The organism is Rhizobacter terrae, assembly GCF_003852895.1.
Classification (GTDB): Bacteria; Pseudomonadota; Gammaproteobacteria; order Burkholderiales; family Burkholderiaceae_C; genus Albitalea; species Albitalea terrae.
The window spans coordinates 555,211-573,719 of the sequence record NZ_QUSW01000005.1; the positions used below are offsets into that span (position 1 = coordinate 555,211).

The window sequence follows — 18,509 nt, forward strand, 5'->3', positions numbered from 1 at the left end:
GGTGCGAGGTCTGCACCGAGCAGGGACTTTCCGGTCTTTGGATGGAACTGATTCCATTCAGGAGCAGCAGAGCGCCGGGCCCGCTGACCCTGTCGGACTCACAAAGAACCGAGGAAGGCCAGCAACGCCTCGCGATCAGCCTTGGACAGCGCCTCGAACCGTTGCCGGCTGGCCGTGGCTTCACCGCCATGCCACAGGATGGCTTCTTGTAGCGTGCGCGCTCGGCTGTCGTGCAGGTAGCCCACCTTGCCTGCACCGCCGGCGACGCGTTCGGTGTACCCGATGCCCCACAGCGCCGACGTCCGCCACATGCTGCCGGTGGCCTGGCCCTCGACGAGGTTGTCAGCCAGGTCAGGCCCCATGTCATGCAGCAGCATGTCGGTGTACGGCTTGATCACCTGGTTGCGCACTTCGGCCAGTTCGGAATTTCCGCCGGTCTTCATTGAACTCGCATGACATGCCGTGCAGCGGTTGCTCTCGAACAGCTTCGCGCCGGCAGCCACCTTGGCCGGATTCACATCCAGGTAGGGCAGGGGCGCCACGCCTTTCGGAAAGCCACTGACCAGGCTGCGCTGGGCAGGCACGCCCAGCAGGCTGAGATAGCGCGTGATCAGCTTCAGATCATCTTCGGCCAGGCCCGGTTCGACCTTGCCCGAATTGCAGTTGGCAGGTCCTGCCAGGCAATCACGGTTGGGATACACGGGCGTCGTGACCGACATGTCCAATAGCGCTGCGGCAGCCGCCTGGTGGCGCAGGCTGACCTTGGCCGCCTTCCAGCCATAGCGCCCCAGCCGCACGGCACCGGTCTCCGGGTCGTAGGCATAGTTGGCCGTGCCCTTCACGCCATCCGCATCCGGCGTGGCACGAACGCGCAACAGGATTTCATCGTCGGAGACTGCTTCGAGCAGGCCCATGCCGATCATTGGCTGCGCACTGCGCAGGGAGTAGACCGGCGGTGTCGGGCCATCGAAGGAGACCTTCGGCTTGCGCAACTCGACCGTCGTGCCGTCGGCCAGCGCGACGGTCTTCACGTCGAAGCCGGCCACGCGCACGCTGGTGCCCCAGTCCTGCAGCGTGCCGGTGGTCAGTGATCGCGCGTTCATCTGCACCGACAGGCCGTAGGTCGGATGAGGCACCTGCTTGCCATTGGCATCCGTCGTCGCTGTGCGCACGGCCATGGTGTCCAGCCGCTGGTTGACCACCGCCGGAGCCAGTCCGCGCCCGTTGTTGATGTGGCACGCAAAGCACGAGGACTGGTTGAAGCGCGGCCCCTGCAAGTGGACGGCCTTTTCGTTGCGGTCGTTGCCATCTTCGTTGTGGTCACCGGTCCACATGTTGGTGTGGATCCAGCGGCGGCCTTCCATGAAGCGCTGCATGTTCTGCATGCCGGTGTTGGTGTGCGGCTGCTGGAAGATGAAGAGCGAGTTGTCCGCGTAGTCGTACGACACCGAGCCCAATCCCCCCGAGAGGGTCTCCTCGGGTAACACGGCGTTCATCAGCCGAGGCTGCACGCCATAGGAGGGACGCAGTCCGACGCCCACCACGTAGGTCCATTCGCCGGCGTAGTAGCGAAGGCCGCCGCTGTCGCCGATGGCCGCCATGCCTTCGGGCGTGGAGAAGAAGGAGGGCGACACCTCGATGACGTCGCCCACGACCAGCGGACGCCCGGGCACGTTGCTGCCATCGGGGAAGCCGTCTGCGCCGATGCCTGCATGTCCCGGATAGCCCTTGACCGTCAGGCTGCAGCCGTTGTTGAGCTGGTTGTCACTGGCGAGCTTGGCCGCAGGCGGGTAGGGCACCGGCGGGCAGATCTTGATGCTCTGATCGGCCAGCTGGCCCGGCGCCATCCAGCCGTATCCCGTCACACCCGGCCGGTCGAAGGCGCGGAACCACGCCACGCCACCGGGCAATTGCAATTGCTTGAAGTACTGGTTCACCTTGAGCGTCGGGTCCTTGACGCCGGCGACCCGGCTGTTGTCGATGATCTCGAAACCCCAGGTGCGGTTCTTGAAGTAGTTCTTGACGAAGTTCAGGAAGTTGCCCGGCCCCTTGTCCACCGGATTGCCTGCGGCGTCCACCGTCTCGTTCGGACCGTAGCCGATCTCGTTCCAGTCCTCGCCGCGTTCGCGCCCATGGCGCGAACGGCCCACCACGCCGAAGCGCGTGACCAGGGTGCCGTCGGGCAGTGAGAACTGAAGCGTCTCGAGCGGCTCTTGTGCGGCCGGCGCGGCTGCGAGACCTGCACCGCTGGCCGGGAACGGTACGGCCGAAGTCGACATGACCGACAGCGAGTTGTCGCTGCCCGGAGATTTGAACTCCACTTCGAAGAGCGAATAGCCGTACTGCGTGGCGCGTGCGACCCCTTGAAGGCGTACGAAGCGGACGTTGGCATTGAGATTGAAGAACTCTTCGGTGCCGCCCTTGCCGCCGACGACGTAGCGAAGCTGGTACCAGGTCTGGCCGTCGTCGGAGACCTGCAGCGCGTACTCCTTGCCGTAGGCGTTCTCCCAGACCAGCTTCATGTAGCCAAGCTTGGTCTTGGCACCGAAATCGAACTGGATCCATGCCGCGTCGTCCTGGGCGCTGGACCACCGCGTGTCCAGGCTGGCATCGACCGCCTTGGGCGCCGTGTTCGCGCCTTCCGTGGCCGATGATGTGGCGTTGGCAACCTTCACCGGCGTACCTGGGTTGCTGATGTCGGTGCCCGCGGGCAACTGCATCGAAGACGGTGGAAGGGGAACTGCTGAGGCTGTTGTGCTGGGCAGCGGCGGCGGCGTGGGCGCCGGCGTGGATTCAAGCTCCGGATCAGGCGCCGGTGCTGCGGTTGGAGCCGGTGCCGGTGCCGGAGCGGGCGTCGGCGTGGCGGCGTGGGCGCCCGTGTCGGTGTCGGCCGTACCCTTGCCGCCGCCGCAGGCCGTCACCACCGCGGCTGCGATGAACAAGGCCGCCAGCGTCACCGATTTCCTGCGGCCCGACTCGTCCGCAATGATTTCTTCCATCATGGATCTCTCGCTCCTGTTGTGTCTTCGTGCGCGGCGAGGCAGAAGGTCATCAACTGTCATCGCTCGCCGTGTGCACCAGGAGATGCGCAGGGTGCGTGCCAGGCGGCCAACGCCGTCGATACGGCGGGCCAGAGGGAGAACTTGTTCCCAAATCCGTCGCTGGCGTGTTACCGGCGTTACATCATTGACACGATGGAACCGTTTCCCAAATATCAAAGCGTGAGCCGATAGCCCTTGCCGTAAACCGGTTCCACGCGCAGCTGCTCGAGGGCAGGTCCGGCCACGAGCTGGCACTTCTTTCGCAATGTGTGCGCATGCTGCTTCACGGCTCGCCTGGCCGCATCGCCCGTGCTGGCGCACAGGCGTTCACACAGCTGGTCGAGCGGCACGACCTTGCCGTCGTTCTCGATCAATAGGTGCGCGAGCGCCAGCTCCCTGGGCGACAGGCGGACTTCAGCCGTCGGAGAAATCAGGCAGCTCCTGGAGATGTCTAGCTTGTAGGGCCCCAGTCGCCAGACCTGCTTGCGAGGACGCTGGATCTTGGCGCTGACGCGTGCAATCGACCGATGCACCAACTGCTCGGCCGCATCGCCGACAACGAAGTAGTCGTCGGCGCCGTGCAGCAGCGCGCGCGACATGCCGCTGGCCCCGCCGGCTCCGATGGCGATGAGCGCCACGGGCCGGTCGGTCTCGGCTTGCAGCGCAGCGAGCCAGGACTCGACGCGATTCGCGTCGTCCTCGACGAGGATCGCGGCGAATTCCTGGACCTGGAGATCGGTGACCAACGCGTCGACGGTCGCGAAATCCAACACCTCGATCCCCGTGGACATCAAGGCATCACGAACGCGACGGCGAAGGGTCCTTTCTCGTATGAGCGTCGCGAACCTCATCTCGCCTGTGCAACAGCGTATGGGTTCGGGATCCGGACGCGCTCCGGCCTGCCATGGACAATCCGACTCATTCTGGTGCCGCCTCTGATTTTTTTGGGGTCGAGTCATCCTCCCACGCAATCAGAGTGCCTGACGCTTTGCGTCATGGACCCACATGGCGCACCACCGCCTGGCCTGATTGCAGGCTCATGAGCCTCGTCAAAACAATAACCCTGCGGCCTGCTGCGATGAAAGCAGATCGACAGCACCGATGCGGATCATTGCAGCCACCGCAGACCCAGACAGGGACAGGAGCCCGCGTTCATGCAAATCACCGGAATGCTGCACGGCGCGCGCCTGCTCGAGTTCGCGGGCTTCCCGGCCACCGAGGTGCTGGGCCCCGATGCCAGCGAGGAGGCGATCAAGTCGCTGATCGAGCGGCACGGACAGATCTTCATCAAGCCGGTGTTCAAGGGCGGCATCGGCAAGAAGGGCAAGGCAGGCCTGCTCGGGCGTGCGCGCGACCTGCAGGCCGCGCTGGCCGAGAAGGAGCGGCTCTACTTCGCGCAGCACCAGGTGGGCCATGTCAAGGCCAAGGCCAATGGCGTGACCTTCGAGGCGGCCGTGCCGGCCGAGCACGAGGTGTACTTCTCGATCACCGACTCGACGCACTTTCGCGCGCCGACCATGACGCTCACGCATCGCGGCGGCATGGACATCGAGGAGCTCGACAAGAGCCAGGTCGCGATGGTGCCCTTCGATCCGCTGACCGGACTGAAGGCCTTCGTCGTGGCCAATGCGCTGGCCGAGATCGGGGCGCCCAGGGAGATCATCTCGCCGCTGGTCCAGCAACTGCCCAAGCTGTGGGAGCTGTTCCACAACTTCGGCATGACCACGCTCGAGCTCAACCCGATCCGCATGCGGCCCGGCAAGGCGGGCCGCCTCACGCCGGTGGCCTGCGACTTCAAGTGCGGCTTCGATCGCGACGACAGCCGCTGGCTGCGCCTGAACCTGCCGGCACAGCTGTTCGCCGCCGACTACTCGCCCTTCGAGCAGGAGATCAACACGCTGCGCACGCACCAGGGCCAGAGCGACGTGTACGTGATCAACGAGCAGGGAACGGTGCTGGCGCCGACCTTCGGCGGTGGTGCCAACTCGCTGGTCACGGAGATGCTGGGCGACGATGCGATCATCAGCTCCGACTTCGGCGGCAACCCGCCCTACGAGAAGATGAAGGAAGTGGCACGCATCTGCTTCAAGCATTGGCTGAAGCAGTCCAACGTGCTGTTCATCATCGGCGGCAAAAGCAACAACACCGACATCTTCGAAACGCTGCGCGCGATGGCCGACGCGTTGCGCGAGCATTTCAGTCAGCACGGCCCGACCCCCTTGTACGTGGTGCTCGGCAGGGGAGGGCCGAACCTGGTTCGGGGCATGGGCGCGTTGCGCGACACCTGCGATGCCCTGGGTTTGCCGTACCGGCTCTTCGGCTTCGATTCCGACATCAGCGAGGTCATCCGGTTCGCCAAGTGCGCGGATGCCTGGATGAAAGGCGGTGGACGCGACCAGGTGGCGAAGCGACTGGGCATCACATCGGCGAACCCCGCCACCTGAAAGGCAGACATGCAAGGCAACCACTGGCACAAGACCGGCGTGGGCGATTTCAAGTATCACGTGGGCGTGAGCTCGCTGAGGCAAATCGCCACGCGCGAGGATCGCGTCTGTGTTCTCAACATCCTGGGCGGCGAATCGAGCGAGGTCACGCCGGTGAGCCACGCCTACTCGGGCGGCAACGTCGTCTTCGGCACGGCGCCTGGCAAGGCCGGTGCGGTGCTGGAGACAGCCATCGGAACCGTGCCCGTCTACGACAACGTGCGCGACGGCCTGGCCGCCGGCCACCGCTTCAATTGCGGTGTTGTCTATCTGCCGCCCTCGGCCGCACGCGACGGCGTGGCCGAGCTCATTCGCGTGAACCCGGAGCTGCGGAAGATCTTCATCATCACCGAGAAGATCTCGGTCCATGACGCCCGCGAGATCCGCGCGATGGGCCAGCAACACGGCATCGACATCTTCGGTGCGAACGGACTGGGTGTGGCCGACGCGTGGAACCAGGTGCGCATCGGCGGGGCGCTGGGTGGCGACAAACCGGGCGATTCGTTGCGGCGCGGGTCGATCGCCATCTTCTCGAACTCGGGTGGCTTCTCGACCACCATCGCGCAGTACCTGCGCATGGCGGGGTGGGGCACCACGACGGTCATCTCCAGCGGCAAGGACGTCTACATCCACTACGCCGCGCCCGAGTTCGCGTTCGCCCTGGCCAACGACGCGCGCAGCAAGGCGGCCGTGTTGTATTGCGAGCCGGGCGGCTACTACGAGCTCGACGCGCAGTTCACCAAGCCGGTCGTTGCCTGCGTGGTGGGCCGCTGGAAAAGCAAGCTCACCCGCGCAGTCGGCCATGCGGGCGCGATGGCAGGCGGCGACGACGACGCGCAGGCCAAGGAGCGCTGGTTCATGGAGAAGTTCGGGGTGGATGCGGCGTTCACGCCCGACAAGCCCGTCTGCTCGGCCAAGGGTGCGCTGGTGACCAACATCGCCCACATTCCCGCGGCGCTGACCGCGGTGATGCGCGCGAATGCCACGCTCCCGGACTTCGCGCCCGAGGGAAGCCTGGCGCTCAAGCCCTGGTTCGGTTCCGACGAAGGGCTGGATCTGCCCGAGGAGATGCGCATTCCCGTGGTGGAGGCGGTGGCCCCCTACAACGAGCAGGTTGCGGCGCTCAACGCCCAGATCGGCGGCGTGGTGCCGCGCCAGGGAATGAAAGACGCATCGGGCGCGTCGCAGATGGACGCGAAGACGCAGGTGAGCAGCTTGCATGGCACCAGCATGCTGCAGGCCGCGACGCTGCCTTTCGAGGCCCACGTGGCGCTGGCCCTGGTGCACGACGTCGGCGGCGAGAACGACCACAAATTGATCGCACCCGCGGTGGCGGCCCATGTGAACCTGCATGGCCGCCCAGAGCTGGACGCAGCACAGGCTTGCCGCGACGCCGGCAACGCACCCAACGCCGTGCTTGCCGCAGCCGCGGCGATCATCGGCCCGCGCCGGCAGGAGTCGGCCCGCACCGCGTTGAAGTTCATGATCGAGCGGTTCCATTCGGCGGGCCTGGGCATGGAGTTCGGTGCGTCCCTGAGCGACAGCTTCGACATTTCACGGGTCGACGCGGGTGAAGAGCCAGGCCTCACCAGCGATGTTCCCGATCCACGCGCGCGCTCGCTCATGTCAGGCGTGGAGGAGCGCGGTGGCCGCTCGGTGTTCCTGCGCTGGCTCAAGAGCCTGCCTGGTCATCCGACGGAAGCGGCCGTGCTCGCCGCCGTATCGGCAACGCTGGCCTGGGGGCCCCTGTCGCGCAAGCGCATTTCGCGCACCACGGCCGAGAGCTTTCCCTGGTGGCTGCAGCTGTTCGGCACGCTGATCGGTGCGTCGGCCGATGCTTCGCGGCACGAGCCCGGGAGCTTCTGCGGCATTGCACAGCCTGATCTGCTGTGCAGCGCGAGCCTGGGCGAGATAGCTTTCGCTGCGCTGCTGGGCCGTACGCCGCAGCCTGATGACCTCTTCGCCTTCCAGACGCTGGTGGGACTGCTGCTGACGAACGGGCCGGGCGCGATCTCATCGCAAGGTGCCAAGGGGGCGGTGTCGTCCGATGGGCCAGAGCAGCCCGAGCGCGTACAGCTCAACAAGGCATTGATCGGATTTCTTTCGCACACCGGCTACGCACACGGCGGCAATGGCTACGAAGGCATCGCCTACCTGTGCGAGCAGTTCCGGGACACGGGGCTGAAGGACCCGGGCGCGAAGGACCATGGCATCGACGTGCAATCCCTCGCCGCCCGCGCCGTCGAGCGATATGCCGAGTACAAGAAAGCTCGCAAGGCACTGGGCAGCCAGGACATCGCCAAGCTGCCGGGTGTGAACCATCCAGTATTCAAGGACAAGCCGATCAACCACGACCCGCGCGAAGTGTTCATCGCGAAGCTCTCCGCGGAGCGTGGCGAGACCAATGTGTTCCACGCCTTCTACCGGGCGCTGGTGCAGCAACTCTTCGACGCAGGGGTGTCGCGCAATGTCTATTGCGTGAACGTCGATGCAGTGATTGCGGCGCTGCTGCTGAAGATGCTGTGGAAGCCCTTGCAGGCGGGCGCGATGGACGAGCGGGACCTTGAAGCGGCCGCGTTCACCATCTTTTTGTATCCGCGGATGCTGGGATGCGCCGCCGAGGTCGACGACCACCTCAACAGAGGGTTCAACATGGACACGCGCACACCTGCGTCACAGTGTCGGTTTGTTGCGTGACAGAGCGCCTCAAGAAGGCAGCCTGATCGCCTGCCGAGCCACCAGGCGCCACTGGCCGGCCTGCTTTTGCCAGACCCCGAGCACCTTCAGCGCCACCTTGCCCGGTTTTCCGGAATCGTTGGTGTCCGCCGTCAGCGTGTGCCTCACGATGGCCAGGCTGGGGTCCACCATCCGGATGGTCTGGTCGGTCAGCGTGATGGAGACGAAGTCCGAGGCGCCGCTCATCAGGTCTGCGATGAAGCTGGCCTTGGTGTCGACCTTGCCGCCCGAGTGTCCGTAGCTGAGCGAGTCCGCGACCACGGCGCCCAGCGCGTCGGAGGTCGGGTCGATCATCGCCACGCGCATGCGTTCGACCTGAGTGGCGACGGCAGCTTCGTCCTGCGCCGTCGCGGCGGCCCCTGATGGACCCTGGGGCGATGCGCATGCGGCGATGAGGACGGTCATGATGGCGGCGATCAGGTGTTTCAATTCAATGCTCCGTAGAGGCGGCTATCAAAGCCTGTCAAAGCTGCACGACATTCGCCGGCAAATCGCGACCGTGGTACTTCTTGTAGATCGCACCGAGCGTGCCGTCTTTCAGCTTGGCTTCCACCCAGGTGTTGATCCAGGCCTTCAGGCGCGGCTGTTCCTTGTTCAGCGCGATGCCCAGCAAGAAGTCCTTCTGGTCGAACTTGCGCTCCCAGTTCTTCTGCGGCGCACGCTTCATCACCTCGCCGAGGTTCGAGGGCGTGCTGGAGAAGGCATCCACCTGGCCCGTCACCACCGAGGTGATCAGCGTGGCATCGTCCTCGTAGCGCTGGATCTCCGCGCCCTTGGCGAGCTGCGTGGTCATCGTGTCGTTGACGGTCGCGCGGGTGAGGCCCACCTTCTTGCCGTTGAGGTCGGCGTAGTCCTTGACCACGGTGCCCTTGGGGGCCGCCACGATGATGGTCAGCGCTGCGTAGGGACGCGAAAAGTCGATGACCTTTTCCCGTTCAGGCGTGATCGAGAGATCCGCCACGACGATGTCGGCCTTGTTGGCCTGGAGGGTGGGAATGCGCGCGGCATTGGTGACCGAGACCATCTCGAACTGGACCCCGAGATCCTTGGCGAGCAGCGCGGCCGTCTCGACGTCCGAGCCGATTGGTTGAAGCTTCTCGTCCAGGTAGCTGAACAGCGGAGTTCCCATCGCGACGGCGATTCGAATCTTGCCCGCCTTCTTGATGTCGTCCAGCTGGTCCGCGCAGGCTGCGTTCACGAACAGTGCGCCTGACAGGCACGCGGCCAGGCGCAAGGTGGCGTTGAAACTCATCATCTGGGTTCTCCTAGGTCTTGTGATTGAAAAGGACTCGAATCGACACCTCAGAGTCCGTTGTCCAGGAAGGCTCGCAGCTCCTGCGTTTGCGGGTGGTCCAGCATGGTCCCGTCACCGATCTCCCACACCTTGCCCTGGTGCATGAAGATGATGCGATCGGCCACGCGCTTGGCGAACGCCATCTCGTGCGTGACGAGGAGCATCGTCATGCCGCCGGCGGCCAGGTCCTCCATCACACGAAGCACCTCACCGGTCAGCTGAGGGTCGAGCGCCGAGGTCACCTCGTCGAACAGCATGACCTTCGGCGACATGGCCAGGGACCGCGCAATGGCCACGCGCTGCTGCTGTCCGCCCGAGAGTTGCTCCGGATAGGCCTGGCCCTTCTCCGACAGCCCCACCTTGGCCAGAACCTCGCTTGCGATCGTCCGTGCCTCTTGCTTGCCCAGCTGCTTGACGTGCCGAAGTGCCAGCGTGATGTTTTCTTCGACGCTCAGGTGCGGGAACAGGTTGTAGCTCTGGAAGACGATGCCGACATCACGCCGCAGGCGCCGGATGTCGATGGCCGGGTCGCCGACCTGCATCCCGCAGACCTCGATCGCTCCGTCGTCGATCACTTCCAGGTGGTTGATGCACCGCAAGGCCGTGCTCTTGCCGGATCCACTCGCACCGATGATCGCGATCATCTCGCCCTTGGTCACCTCGAAGGACACGCCCTTCAAGACATGGTTGCTTCCAAAACTCTTGTGGACGTTGTTCAGCCTCACGATGGGCTGGAACGCAGCGGTCGACGGCAGGTGGCGCGCCTCGTCCGATGGGATGCTGGCCGGGGCAGGGTGAGCGCCGATGAAACTAGCGACTTGCGACATTGAGCCTGTCTTCCATGGACGCGCTCCATCGAGAGAGCGGATAGCAGAGAACGAAGTAGAAGAGCCCCACCAGTCCGAAGACCAGGAAGGGTTGGAAGATCGAGTTGTTGACGATCTGTCCTGCCCGTGTGAGCTCCACGAATCCGATCACCGAGGCCAGCGAGGTCATCTTGATGATCTGGACGAGAAACCCGACTGTGGGAGGAAGCGACAGCCTGGCCGCCTGCGGAATGACGACCAGGCGCAACGTTTGCCAGCGAGACAGGGCCAGGCACTCGGCCGCCTCCCATTGCTGGCGAGGCATGGCCTGCACGCATCCGCGCCAGATGTCGGCGAGATAGGCGCTGACGTAGAACAGCATCCCGATGCCCGCCGCGACGATCGCCGGCAGCGACAGGCCATAGACCGACAGGCCGAAATAGATGATGAACAAGAGGATCAGCAGCGGGATGCCCTGGACGAGTTCGATGTAGAGGGTGGCCAGCAGGCGAAGCCATCGCCGGTCGGAGATGCGCGCGAGCATGAGAGCGAAGCCGCCCAACCCACCGAGGCCAAACGCGAGCAGCGACAGCGCGATCGTCCAGCCGATGGACTGGCCCAGGTAGGCCAGGTGCGCGAGGCTGAAACTGCCAGTCATGCGGCACCGCCATGGACGGCCACGTCCACCTGCATGGCACGGCGCTCCACACTCGATGCCCTGGCCGCACGCAGCACCCGGGTGCGCTTGACGATCACACGGCCCACCAGCGCGGACACCCACTTGATCGCCACGGACAGCGTGACGTACAGCGCGGCGATGACGAGGTAGGTCTCCAGCGAACGGAAGGTGTCCGACTGGACCGTGTTCGCGATGGCCGTCAACTCCTCGGCCGAGATCTGCGATGCCATGGCCGAGGCCTGCATCATCAGCAGGTACTGGCTCGTCAAGGCCGGGTAGACGTTCTCCAGCGCCGGTTGCAGCATCACATGCCACCCGATGCGCCATTTGGAGAGGCCCAGGCACTGGGCCGCTTCGATCTGGCCCTTGGGAATGGAGTCCAGGCCCGCGCGGATGATCTCTGCGCTGTAGGCACCGATGTTCACGACCATCGCCAGCACGGCCGCGGCGAAGGTCGGCATCCTGATCTCCAGGCTGGCCAGGCCGAAGTACAGGACGAAGATCTGCACGAGGAAAGGCGTGTTGCGGATGACCTCGATGTAGGCCGCGCACAGCGACGAGAACAGCGGCACGCGGGCGCGCTTGATGAACGCGACTGCGATGCCGAGCAGCGTTCCGATGACCACGGCGACGGCCGTCATCTTGAGGGTGAGCCAGGCCCCCCTGAGGAAGACGGGCCAGTACGGCACCAGGGCCGAGAAGTCGAGTGAGTAGGTCATTCGCCAAGACATCAGTTGTCGTACAAGATTGTTCTCCAAAAGTGGTAAGGCCAGATTTGGTGTAATCCCTATGCTGGCAACTTCCAATCACGCAATGTCCATAGGAGAGTTTGGCTCATCCTAGGCAACAAGATTCCTCGCAATTGGCCTTACCAAAATGCTCGTTGTTGTATGATGACAAGACAGATTGCAGGCGTTCGACGCCAGGGCAGGCCGTCATACTTGACCCATGGATCCCATGAAAGACTCCGCTTCCATCACCAGCGAAGACGACAGCGACCCACGTGTTCGCGATGTCCTCACGCGACCCGAGGAGCTTCTGACGACCTTGACGGTGGACCCCGCGGACCCCCGCCGGCTGTACCGCCAGATCGCAGACCAGCTGGCGCAGTTCATTGCGCTCAAGCGGTTGCCTCCCGGCACGCGGTTACCTGCAGAGCGGGACCTCGCCGAGGCGCTGGGAGTCAGCCGGCCGTCTGTGCGCGAAGCGCTGATTGCCCTTGAGGTCGAAGGGCGTGTGGAAGTGCGGGGCGGCTCCGGCGTGGTGGTGCTCGGCCAGAACGGCAAGCCGCGTGCAGGGCAGGACGTGTCCCCAGGACCGTTCGATGTGATCAGGGCCCGGTGGATCATCGAATCCGAGGCCGCTGCCCTGGCCGCGACCAACGCGACGCCGCAGCACCTGCAGCAGATGAAGCTGGCCTTGATGGACATGCGCAGCGAGCGCACCCACAGCCCGAAGGCCACGGCCGCGGACCAGCGGTTTCACTTCGCCATCGCGCAGGCGAGCAACAACGTGGCGCTGCTGCTCGTCATCAAGCAGCTGTGGGACATGCGGACCGGCGACCTGTACATGCAGCTCGAATCGCATTTCACCGGCGAGGACATCTGGGCGAAGGCGTCCGAGGAACACTCAGCGCTCATGGATGCCATCGCTTCCAGGGATGCCGACGCTGCGCGTGAAGCGATGCGCAGGCACATGAAGAACGCGGAAGTGCGGTTCGCTTCGGGATGGCGGTCCCCGACCTCCGAATGACCCCTTCTACTTTTCCTTCATGCACTCGCCTTCATTGAGCACAAAGCACTGCTGCTCGATCGGCCGCTTGGAACGTGCATTGAGTTCTGCGTCTCCCAACCCGCAGCCAGTCCCTGACTCGGTGACCTTTTCAGGACCTGGAGGTGAGCACCGCAGGCAAAAATCCTTGGTCATCAAAGGTGCGTCCGCGGCGCACATGGGTGACATGGTTCCGGTGGGGTCGGCCGGATTCGGCGCAAGAGGCCCCACGATCCTGACGATTCGACAGTTCAGCAACAACCGCTTCTGCACCGACGCCTGTGCGTCCTCTACCGAGCAGGCCGGCTCTGTGTCATGGTAGGTCGACAGTGTGCCGCCGCCGCCGCAGACAACGTCGAACTTCCACATGATCTTGTGGTGGTCGGCGGTGTCTGGACATTCGGAGGGTATCGGGCGAGGGCAGTCAGCAGGGGGATTGGTAACGGAGCAACGGGACTCGCAGCGTGGATCAGTCTTGTTGATGGAACAGGGTGCAATCTCGTGATGCTGCACGTAGCTTTGACCGTTTCCAACTGGAAGCATCGCAGCGCGCCCCATCGCATCGGTGGCCTTCAACACCACGTCCAAAGAGTACACAGCGGGAACCACAAGTGTTGTCGAGCCATTGAGATCGTGTTGCGAGGCGACCTCGGGTGGTTCCGCTTGTCTCAAGGCCAGTTCGCCCTGCGACTTGCCACCGACGAGGAAGTCGACGCTGTATGCATAGCAGTCGTTGATGAACCAGTTGATGGCACGGCTTTCAAAGGCGAGCATGGTCTCAGGGCCAGAGTTCATCGACAGGACTTTGCACTTGCCCTTTTCGACGTAGATGGCACGGAACCTGGTTCGCTGCTCGGCCGAACTGCTCTTGTAGACGAGTGTGAATTCGAAGCCCGCCCCGTGAACCATCCCGCTGCGTGGGGGGGAGATCGTGACCAGCAAGGCCAGGTCGCGAGGCACGGAGCAAGGCCCCGACTCATAGCTGGGGCTGCCATTGCAGAAATAGGACAGTTCGACGCCAGCCACGGCTCGGTCTGCCGGCGTGGCAGGACGTGCCTTCCAGGACGGATCCCCAGGATTAGGATAGGACCCGTCTGCCCGCGCTACATTGACGCGCGCCAAAGAAGTCCTGTCGACAATGTCGACGCTGTTGCTGTCCAGGATGGAAAAGGCATTCAGGTCCAGGTTGACCTTGATCTGAAACGCATACGGATTGCCGACCAGAAGATCAGGGTACCGACCTGCGGCAAAGGCGGTGCTGCGAGGGGACACCTCTTGCCAGTCAACACGCGAGAAATACACGATCTTGACTGGCTGACTGACACTGACAAGATCACTTGCATTGAAAATCGCCCATTGGATGGAGGGCATCTGCGGCGGAGAGGTCGGGAATGGGGCGCATCCCATGAATGCCGTGGCGCCTCCTGCCAGCGTCACGACGAGTGCCACCCATCCGATGAGTCTGAACAGTATTCTCCCGGTCATTTCCGTCTCCACATCGATCAGCCCATGGCTTTTAGGAGCCTTCAATGCATCAGTTGCAATCCTGCGTGCAAGCTCAGCGCGAACGGCAGCACGAGGGCGTTTCGTGATCGCGTCGACGTCCAGATCGCGAGCAGCGAAAACAAGCACGCTGATGCAAGAACGTCGTACAGGGCCATGTCATGCGCCGCTGCGCCATGCAAGCCAATACCTTGAATGCCGAGCCAGCTGGTGGTCGACGGTCCGATCCGTTCGTGGGTGAGAAGGCAACCAATGCGCGCGCATGCACCGCCTGCGATGGCAGCCAGACTCCAAACATTGAGGTATTGCCACAGGACTTGGCCTGATCCGGCTGTCCTTGCGAGTGCAATTCGCAGGGAGATCAAGGCCGAGCATCCGCCAAACGCAATCGCACTGGTCAGGCTCTGCCCGTCCCAGATCGAAATGACCGCTGACGGGCTGCTTGCAACCCAGGCCGGCACATGTCCGCCGAGGACTGCGGCGAGTGAAATCCAAGGTGCCGTGTCGACTACGATTCCGATTGGAAGGTGAAGCCTCCGGCACTGCCACCACGCAGCCAGATAGGTGATCGCGGCACCTCCGGCCAATGCGACGCCATGGGTCGGCAGCACGAGCGAGCCCAGGTGCACCACGGGTTCATGGAAATGCGGAATCAGAGCGGCCATGGCGCAGTGGACATTGGCGCGAGCTGCACCGCATCCCATGAATTGATGAGTAAGTGCAACGGCCGCGCCACCTTGCCTGACGCGCACTGGGAGACTATCCCGAGATCGCCGAAGGAGTGGAACTGGTCAAGACCTGACGGATGCCGTCGCATCCGAGATCCCGAAGATCACCCATTCCTGAAGATGAAGCTGTAGGCATTGAGCGCCGGCATGCCGCCGAGGTGGGCGTACAGCACCCGCGAGCCGGGCGGGATTTCGCCCTTGCGGACCATGTCGATCATTCCGTGGGCAGACTTCCCTTCGTACACCGGATCGGTCAACATCGCCTCCTGCCGTGCGCACAGGCGGATGGCCTCCAGCGTGCCTTCGTTGGGCAAGCTGCTGATATCGGTCCATGTGAACGACCAGTTCGGCAACGTAGTCGACGGATTTCGACCCGTCTGCGACATTCCGGGCCTCTTATGCCGAACCGGCAAGCAGTCGCTGAATTACGCTAACGCGGCTGGAACCCGACGGCTTGGTACTTGGTCGGCTCCGCGCGCTAGTAGAGGCACGCCAGGTACATGGCACCGTCGTCACGGGAGCGCGCGAGCTCGAGAACGGCTCGATGCGCTTTGACAAAGGTCAAGATGGAATACACGTCTGCGCCATCATTCCCCATTTGCGCCTCTTTGTATTCAGCCGCGGCCCCAGCCAGCGACGATGGCGCCGCGAGGGCGCGCAATTCTTCGGGCTCGCAGCAATAAACCTCGTCACCCAGCAAGGCTCGGATGTGATCCGGATGCGTCCGCGCCAGCTCAAGCAGGGCGTCCAGCGCGTTGATGGCCGGCGTCACCTCTTCAGGCGCTATCCAACTCTGCCACCAGCCTCCGTCGAGCGTCGAACCGGTCACCGGGTCGAATCCCTTCTGCAAGTGCGTCAGATCGGACAGGCAGCACTCGCGAATCAGGCGATTGAGCCACCACTCCATCGCGTTGTTGCGCGACCCTCCGAACAGGATTTCCGGTTCCTTGAGGTCGTCGATCGCGGACAGGTCGTCTTCCGGCAGACCCGTGAGCATGCGGTCGCGCCGCTCGATATTGCAAACGAAGGTGAAGGTGGTGGATCTTCCTGACATGGCCCATTGTGCATATATCTGAGACCAGGCTGTCGCAACCGACCGCTCCTGGCCGGAAGAACCTGTTCGCGGAACTCGGCGCATGCCGTCATAGAGCAAACCTGTGAGCACGCCGAAAGACCGCTGCCGGGCTTGTCCGCAAACTCACACTCCCGGCCATAAGCGGACCGTCACCAGTGTCCGGTTTTAGGTGTGATTGGCGAGAGCAGCGTATCCAGCGGACTGCGCACGGCCAAGCCGCCGAGCTTCAAAACGTGCGTGTAGATCATGGTCGTGGCGACGTCCGCATGCCCCAGCAGTTCCTGGACGGTGCGGATGTCGCTGCCACTCTGGAGCAAGTGAGTGGCAAAGCAATGTCGCAGCGTGTGCGGTGTGGCGGGCTTGTCGATGCCAGCGCGCACCACGGCTCGTTTGAAAGCGCGCTGGAACGTCTGGTCGTACAGATGGTGGCGCCGGATCACACCGCTGCGTGGATCGGTGGACAAGTGCTCCTGGGGGAACACCCAGAACCAAGCCCATGACGAGCCCGCCCGCGGATACTTGCGCTCCAGTGCGTATGGCATTTCAACGCCCGCTTGTCCCGCCTGGACGTCGGCTGCCCACACCTGCCGAGCATGGTGCAGCTGGGTACGCAAGTCCGCAAGCAGCGACGTGGGCAGCATGACCACTCGGTCCTTGCCACCCTTGCCCGACCGCACGATCAGCGCCTGGTGGGCAAAGTCCAGGTCCTTGGTCCTGAGCTGCAGCGCCTCGCTGATGCGCAGGCCCGTGCCGTAGAGCAAGCGTGCGAGCAGGAGATGCTCGGCCTGCATATGCACAAAGATCGCTACGACTTCTGGGGCTGAGAGCACGACGGGCAAGCGTCGGGGAACCTGCGGCCGACCGATGTCTGTCATCCAGGGTAGATGCATCCCCAGCACCTTGCCATAGAGGAAGAGCAAGGCCGACAGCGCTTGCCGATGGCTGGAGGGTGCCAAGCACCGATCCGCAGCCAGGTAAGACAGGAATGCCTCGACCTCGGGCTGGCCCATTTGCGCGGGATGGCGCAGCCCATGCCAGCGCACGAAAGCACGGCACCAGAAGACGTAAGCCTGTTCGGTGCGAGGGCTGTAGTGCAAGTAGCGCACGCGCTCACGCAGCTGGTCCAGCAGCCGAGTGGCCTGCAGCGGCGGCAAGGCCGTCGACGCAGGCGGGCGCAGGGTCTGACGCGGTGGCGAAGAGCCGGGCGGTCGTGGCAGCATGCGAACTCCTGAGCTCCGGCAAGGCGCAGAAGGAGATGTAACAAGCTGCCGGTTTTGGCGGCAATTTAGTACTGTATAGATATACAGTCAAGAGGAGGAAACCGCAAATGCAGCAGTCACTTACGCCCGGCGGGCGGGCCGATGTTATGCGGCACACTCCGATGTTAGGGCGCAGCACCTGTCGCTCTACAACACGTTAGACGTCTATGGACTACGAGCACCTCTGTCGCGAAGCAAAGACAAGAATCGTTGCTGGCGAACTTCCCAGCTGCGTTCTTCGCTCAATGCTAGAGCCAAACTCCGCCCGATCGAAATCTGAACTCGCCAGTGTCCTAGCCGACGCGTTCGACGAACGAGCGCTTTGGTATTTCGTCCTGCGCTGGAAGCACTCACCGACGACAGATGCTCACGACACGGAGTTCAACATTCAAGTTGTCGCGTTCCTACGCCACGTAGGAGCTTCGATCCCGTGGACAGCGGAATACTGCGAGTCCGAAAGCGAACGAATTCGACCAGTGCTCGAGGCCGAGCAAGCGGCAGAGCGTCAAGCAGCTATCGAAGCCGTCAGTTACGAAACCCTCGCAGAGAAAATCTCGTCCCTGCCCGGCCCAATCCAATGTGTTCAGGCGCTGTGGGATGGAGACACATCTGGGTGGTTCCTTTGCCTGTCAGCAATAGTGGCTCGCGGTGAGGCCCTGGAAGAGCATCATCTCGGCGTCGTCAAGTTCGGTACCGATGCCCGCCTGTTCAACCAAGCGGTCCCGCCGTGGCCAGAGGCGCAGCACGCAAACCAAGTCGGGGCTGCGCTCGCGGCACGATTCAAATGTGCTTTCTATTTCCCATCGCCAGACAAACCGGACGACTCGTGCCCGCCCTGGTCGCCGCCTCGCCGCGTGTCTCTGCCATCGCTCGCTTCGCCACAGGCTACCGAATCAAAATCAAAGCGACTCTGGTGGCAAATATGGAAGTGATGGCTACCAAGGTGAGTTCCTGCTCGACACAGACGTCTAACCCTTCCATCGAGAGGACCAATCCCGGCAAGCCGGGCCTGGCCGCTCATGTCAAACGTTAGGCCGGCTCGGAGGCACATGTCGCATCGTCACGCTTCAGCCAGGTCGCCAATCGCGAAGTGCGCGGTCGCGGAGGTTGCGTCGGGCTGTCCGTCCGCTGGCGG

Annotated in this window: 14 protein-coding genes and 1 pseudogene; 3 read left to right on the forward strand and 12 right to left on the reverse strand. The window is 63.5% G+C overall.

Translation table 11 applies throughout. The annotated features are described in order from the left end of the window. Nucleotides 1–98: 98 nt before the first annotated feature. Together DZC73_RS20130 and DZC73_RS20135 are read right to left on the reverse strand one after the other, a co-directional pair. Nucleotides 99–3,002: a di-heme oxidoredictase family protein gene (locus tag DZC73_RS20130; RefSeq protein WP_235835208.1), complete on the reverse strand. Its 2,904-nt coding sequence runs from the start codon at nt 3,000–3,002 to the stop codon at nt 99–101. A gap of 212 nt (nt 3,003–3,214) precedes the next feature. Further along, on the reverse strand, nt 3,215–3,832 hold the full coding sequence (locus DZC73_RS20135) for a winged helix-turn-helix domain-containing protein (RefSeq protein ID WP_161974659.1): 618 nt from the start codon (nt 3,830–3,832) through the stop codon (nt 3,215–3,217). Nucleotides 3,833–4,195: 363 nt separating this feature from the next. Here DZC73_RS20135 and DZC73_RS20140 point away from each other — a divergent pair, with 363 nt between their 5' ends. After that, nucleotides 4,196–5,485 carry an ATP citrate lyase citrate-binding domain-containing protein gene (locus DZC73_RS20140; RefSeq protein ID WP_124542148.1) on the forward strand — a complete coding sequence of 430 codons (1,290 nt, stop codon included), beginning with the start codon at nt 4,196–4,198 and terminating at the stop codon, nt 5,483–5,485. A 9-nt stretch (nt 5,486–5,494) separates the two neighbouring features. Beyond that, nucleotides 5,495–8,221 carry a CoA-binding protein gene (locus DZC73_RS20145; protein WP_124542149.1) on the forward strand — a complete coding sequence of 909 codons (2,727 nt, stop codon included), beginning with the start codon at nt 5,495–5,497 and terminating at the stop codon, nt 8,219–8,221. 9 nt (nt 8,222–8,230) lie between these two features. Here DZC73_RS20145 and DZC73_RS20150 read toward each other — a convergent pair whose 3' ends face one another. Genes DZC73_RS20150 through DZC73_RS20170 form a run of 5 tightly spaced genes read right to left on the reverse strand, consistent with a single transcriptional unit; the run spans nt 8,231 to nt 11,758 of the window. Next, on the reverse strand, nt 8,231–8,665 hold the full coding sequence (locus DZC73_RS20150; RefSeq protein WP_124542185.1) for a nuclear transport factor 2 family protein: 435 nt from the start codon (nt 8,663–8,665) through the stop codon (nt 8,231–8,233). Nucleotides 8,666–8,723: 58 nt separating this feature from the next. Beyond that, entirely contained in the window at nt 8,724–9,515 is a 792-nt protein-coding gene (locus DZC73_RS20155) for a transporter substrate-binding domain-containing protein (RefSeq protein ID WP_124542150.1), read from the reverse strand. A 47-nt stretch (nt 9,516–9,562) separates the two neighbouring features. After that, entirely contained in the window at nt 9,563–10,381 is an 819-nt protein-coding gene (locus DZC73_RS20160; protein WP_124542151.1) for an amino acid ABC transporter ATP-binding protein, read from the reverse strand. Continuing rightward, nucleotides 10,365–11,018 (reverse strand): amino acid ABC transporter permease, encoded by a 654-nt coding sequence (locus DZC73_RS20165; protein ID WP_124542152.1) that lies wholly within the window; start codon nt 11,016–11,018, stop codon nt 10,365–10,367. Before DZC73_RS20165 ends, DZC73_RS20160 begins: the two co-directional genes overlap by 17 nt. Further along, nucleotides 11,015–11,758, reverse strand: a complete 744-nt coding sequence (locus DZC73_RS20170) for an amino acid ABC transporter permease (protein WP_124542153.1) — start codon at nt 11,756–11,758, stop codon at nt 11,015–11,017. Before DZC73_RS20170 ends, DZC73_RS20165 begins: the two co-directional genes overlap by 4 nt. A gap of 238 nt (nt 11,759–11,996) precedes the next feature. On the opposite strand from DZC73_RS20170, the gene DZC73_RS20175 reads away from it, so the two are divergent. Continuing rightward, entirely contained in the window at nt 11,997–12,791 is a 795-nt protein-coding gene (locus DZC73_RS20175; protein WP_235835209.1) for a FadR/GntR family transcriptional regulator, read from the forward strand. 6 nt (nt 12,792–12,797) lie between these two features. Here the strand turns inward: DZC73_RS20175 and DZC73_RS20180 are convergent, their stop codons facing one another. The 5 genes and pseudogenes from DZC73_RS20180 to DZC73_RS20200 form a co-directional block, all read right to left on the reverse strand. Continuing rightward, entirely contained in the window at nt 12,798–14,339 is a 1,542-nt protein-coding gene (locus tag DZC73_RS20180; protein WP_124542154.1) for a hypothetical protein, read from the reverse strand. Beyond that, the gene (locus DZC73_RS20185; protein WP_161974660.1) at nt 14,336–14,977 is read right to left on the reverse strand and encodes a prolipoprotein diacylglyceryl transferase family protein; all 642 of its coding nucleotides are present in this window, start codon (nt 14,975–14,977) and stop codon (nt 14,336–14,338) included. Before DZC73_RS20185 ends, DZC73_RS20180 begins: the two co-directional genes overlap by 4 nt. 167 nt (nt 14,978–15,144) lie before the next feature. Then, nucleotides 15,145–15,354: pseudogene (locus DZC73_RS20190) on the reverse strand (1-aminocyclopropane-1-carboxylate deaminase); the annotation flags it as partial. A 164-nt stretch (nt 15,355–15,518) separates the two neighbouring features. After that, nucleotides 15,519–16,094, reverse strand: coding sequence for a hypothetical protein (locus DZC73_RS20195; RefSeq protein ID WP_124542156.1), 576 nt, complete (start codon nt 16,092–16,094; stop codon nt 15,519–15,521). 170 nt (nt 16,095–16,264) lie between these two features. Then, nucleotides 16,265–17,335 (reverse strand): integron integrase, encoded by a 1,071-nt coding sequence (locus DZC73_RS20200; protein ID WP_124542157.1) that lies wholly within the window; start codon nt 17,333–17,335, stop codon nt 16,265–16,267. Nucleotides 17,336–18,509 lie beyond the last annotated feature (1,174 nt).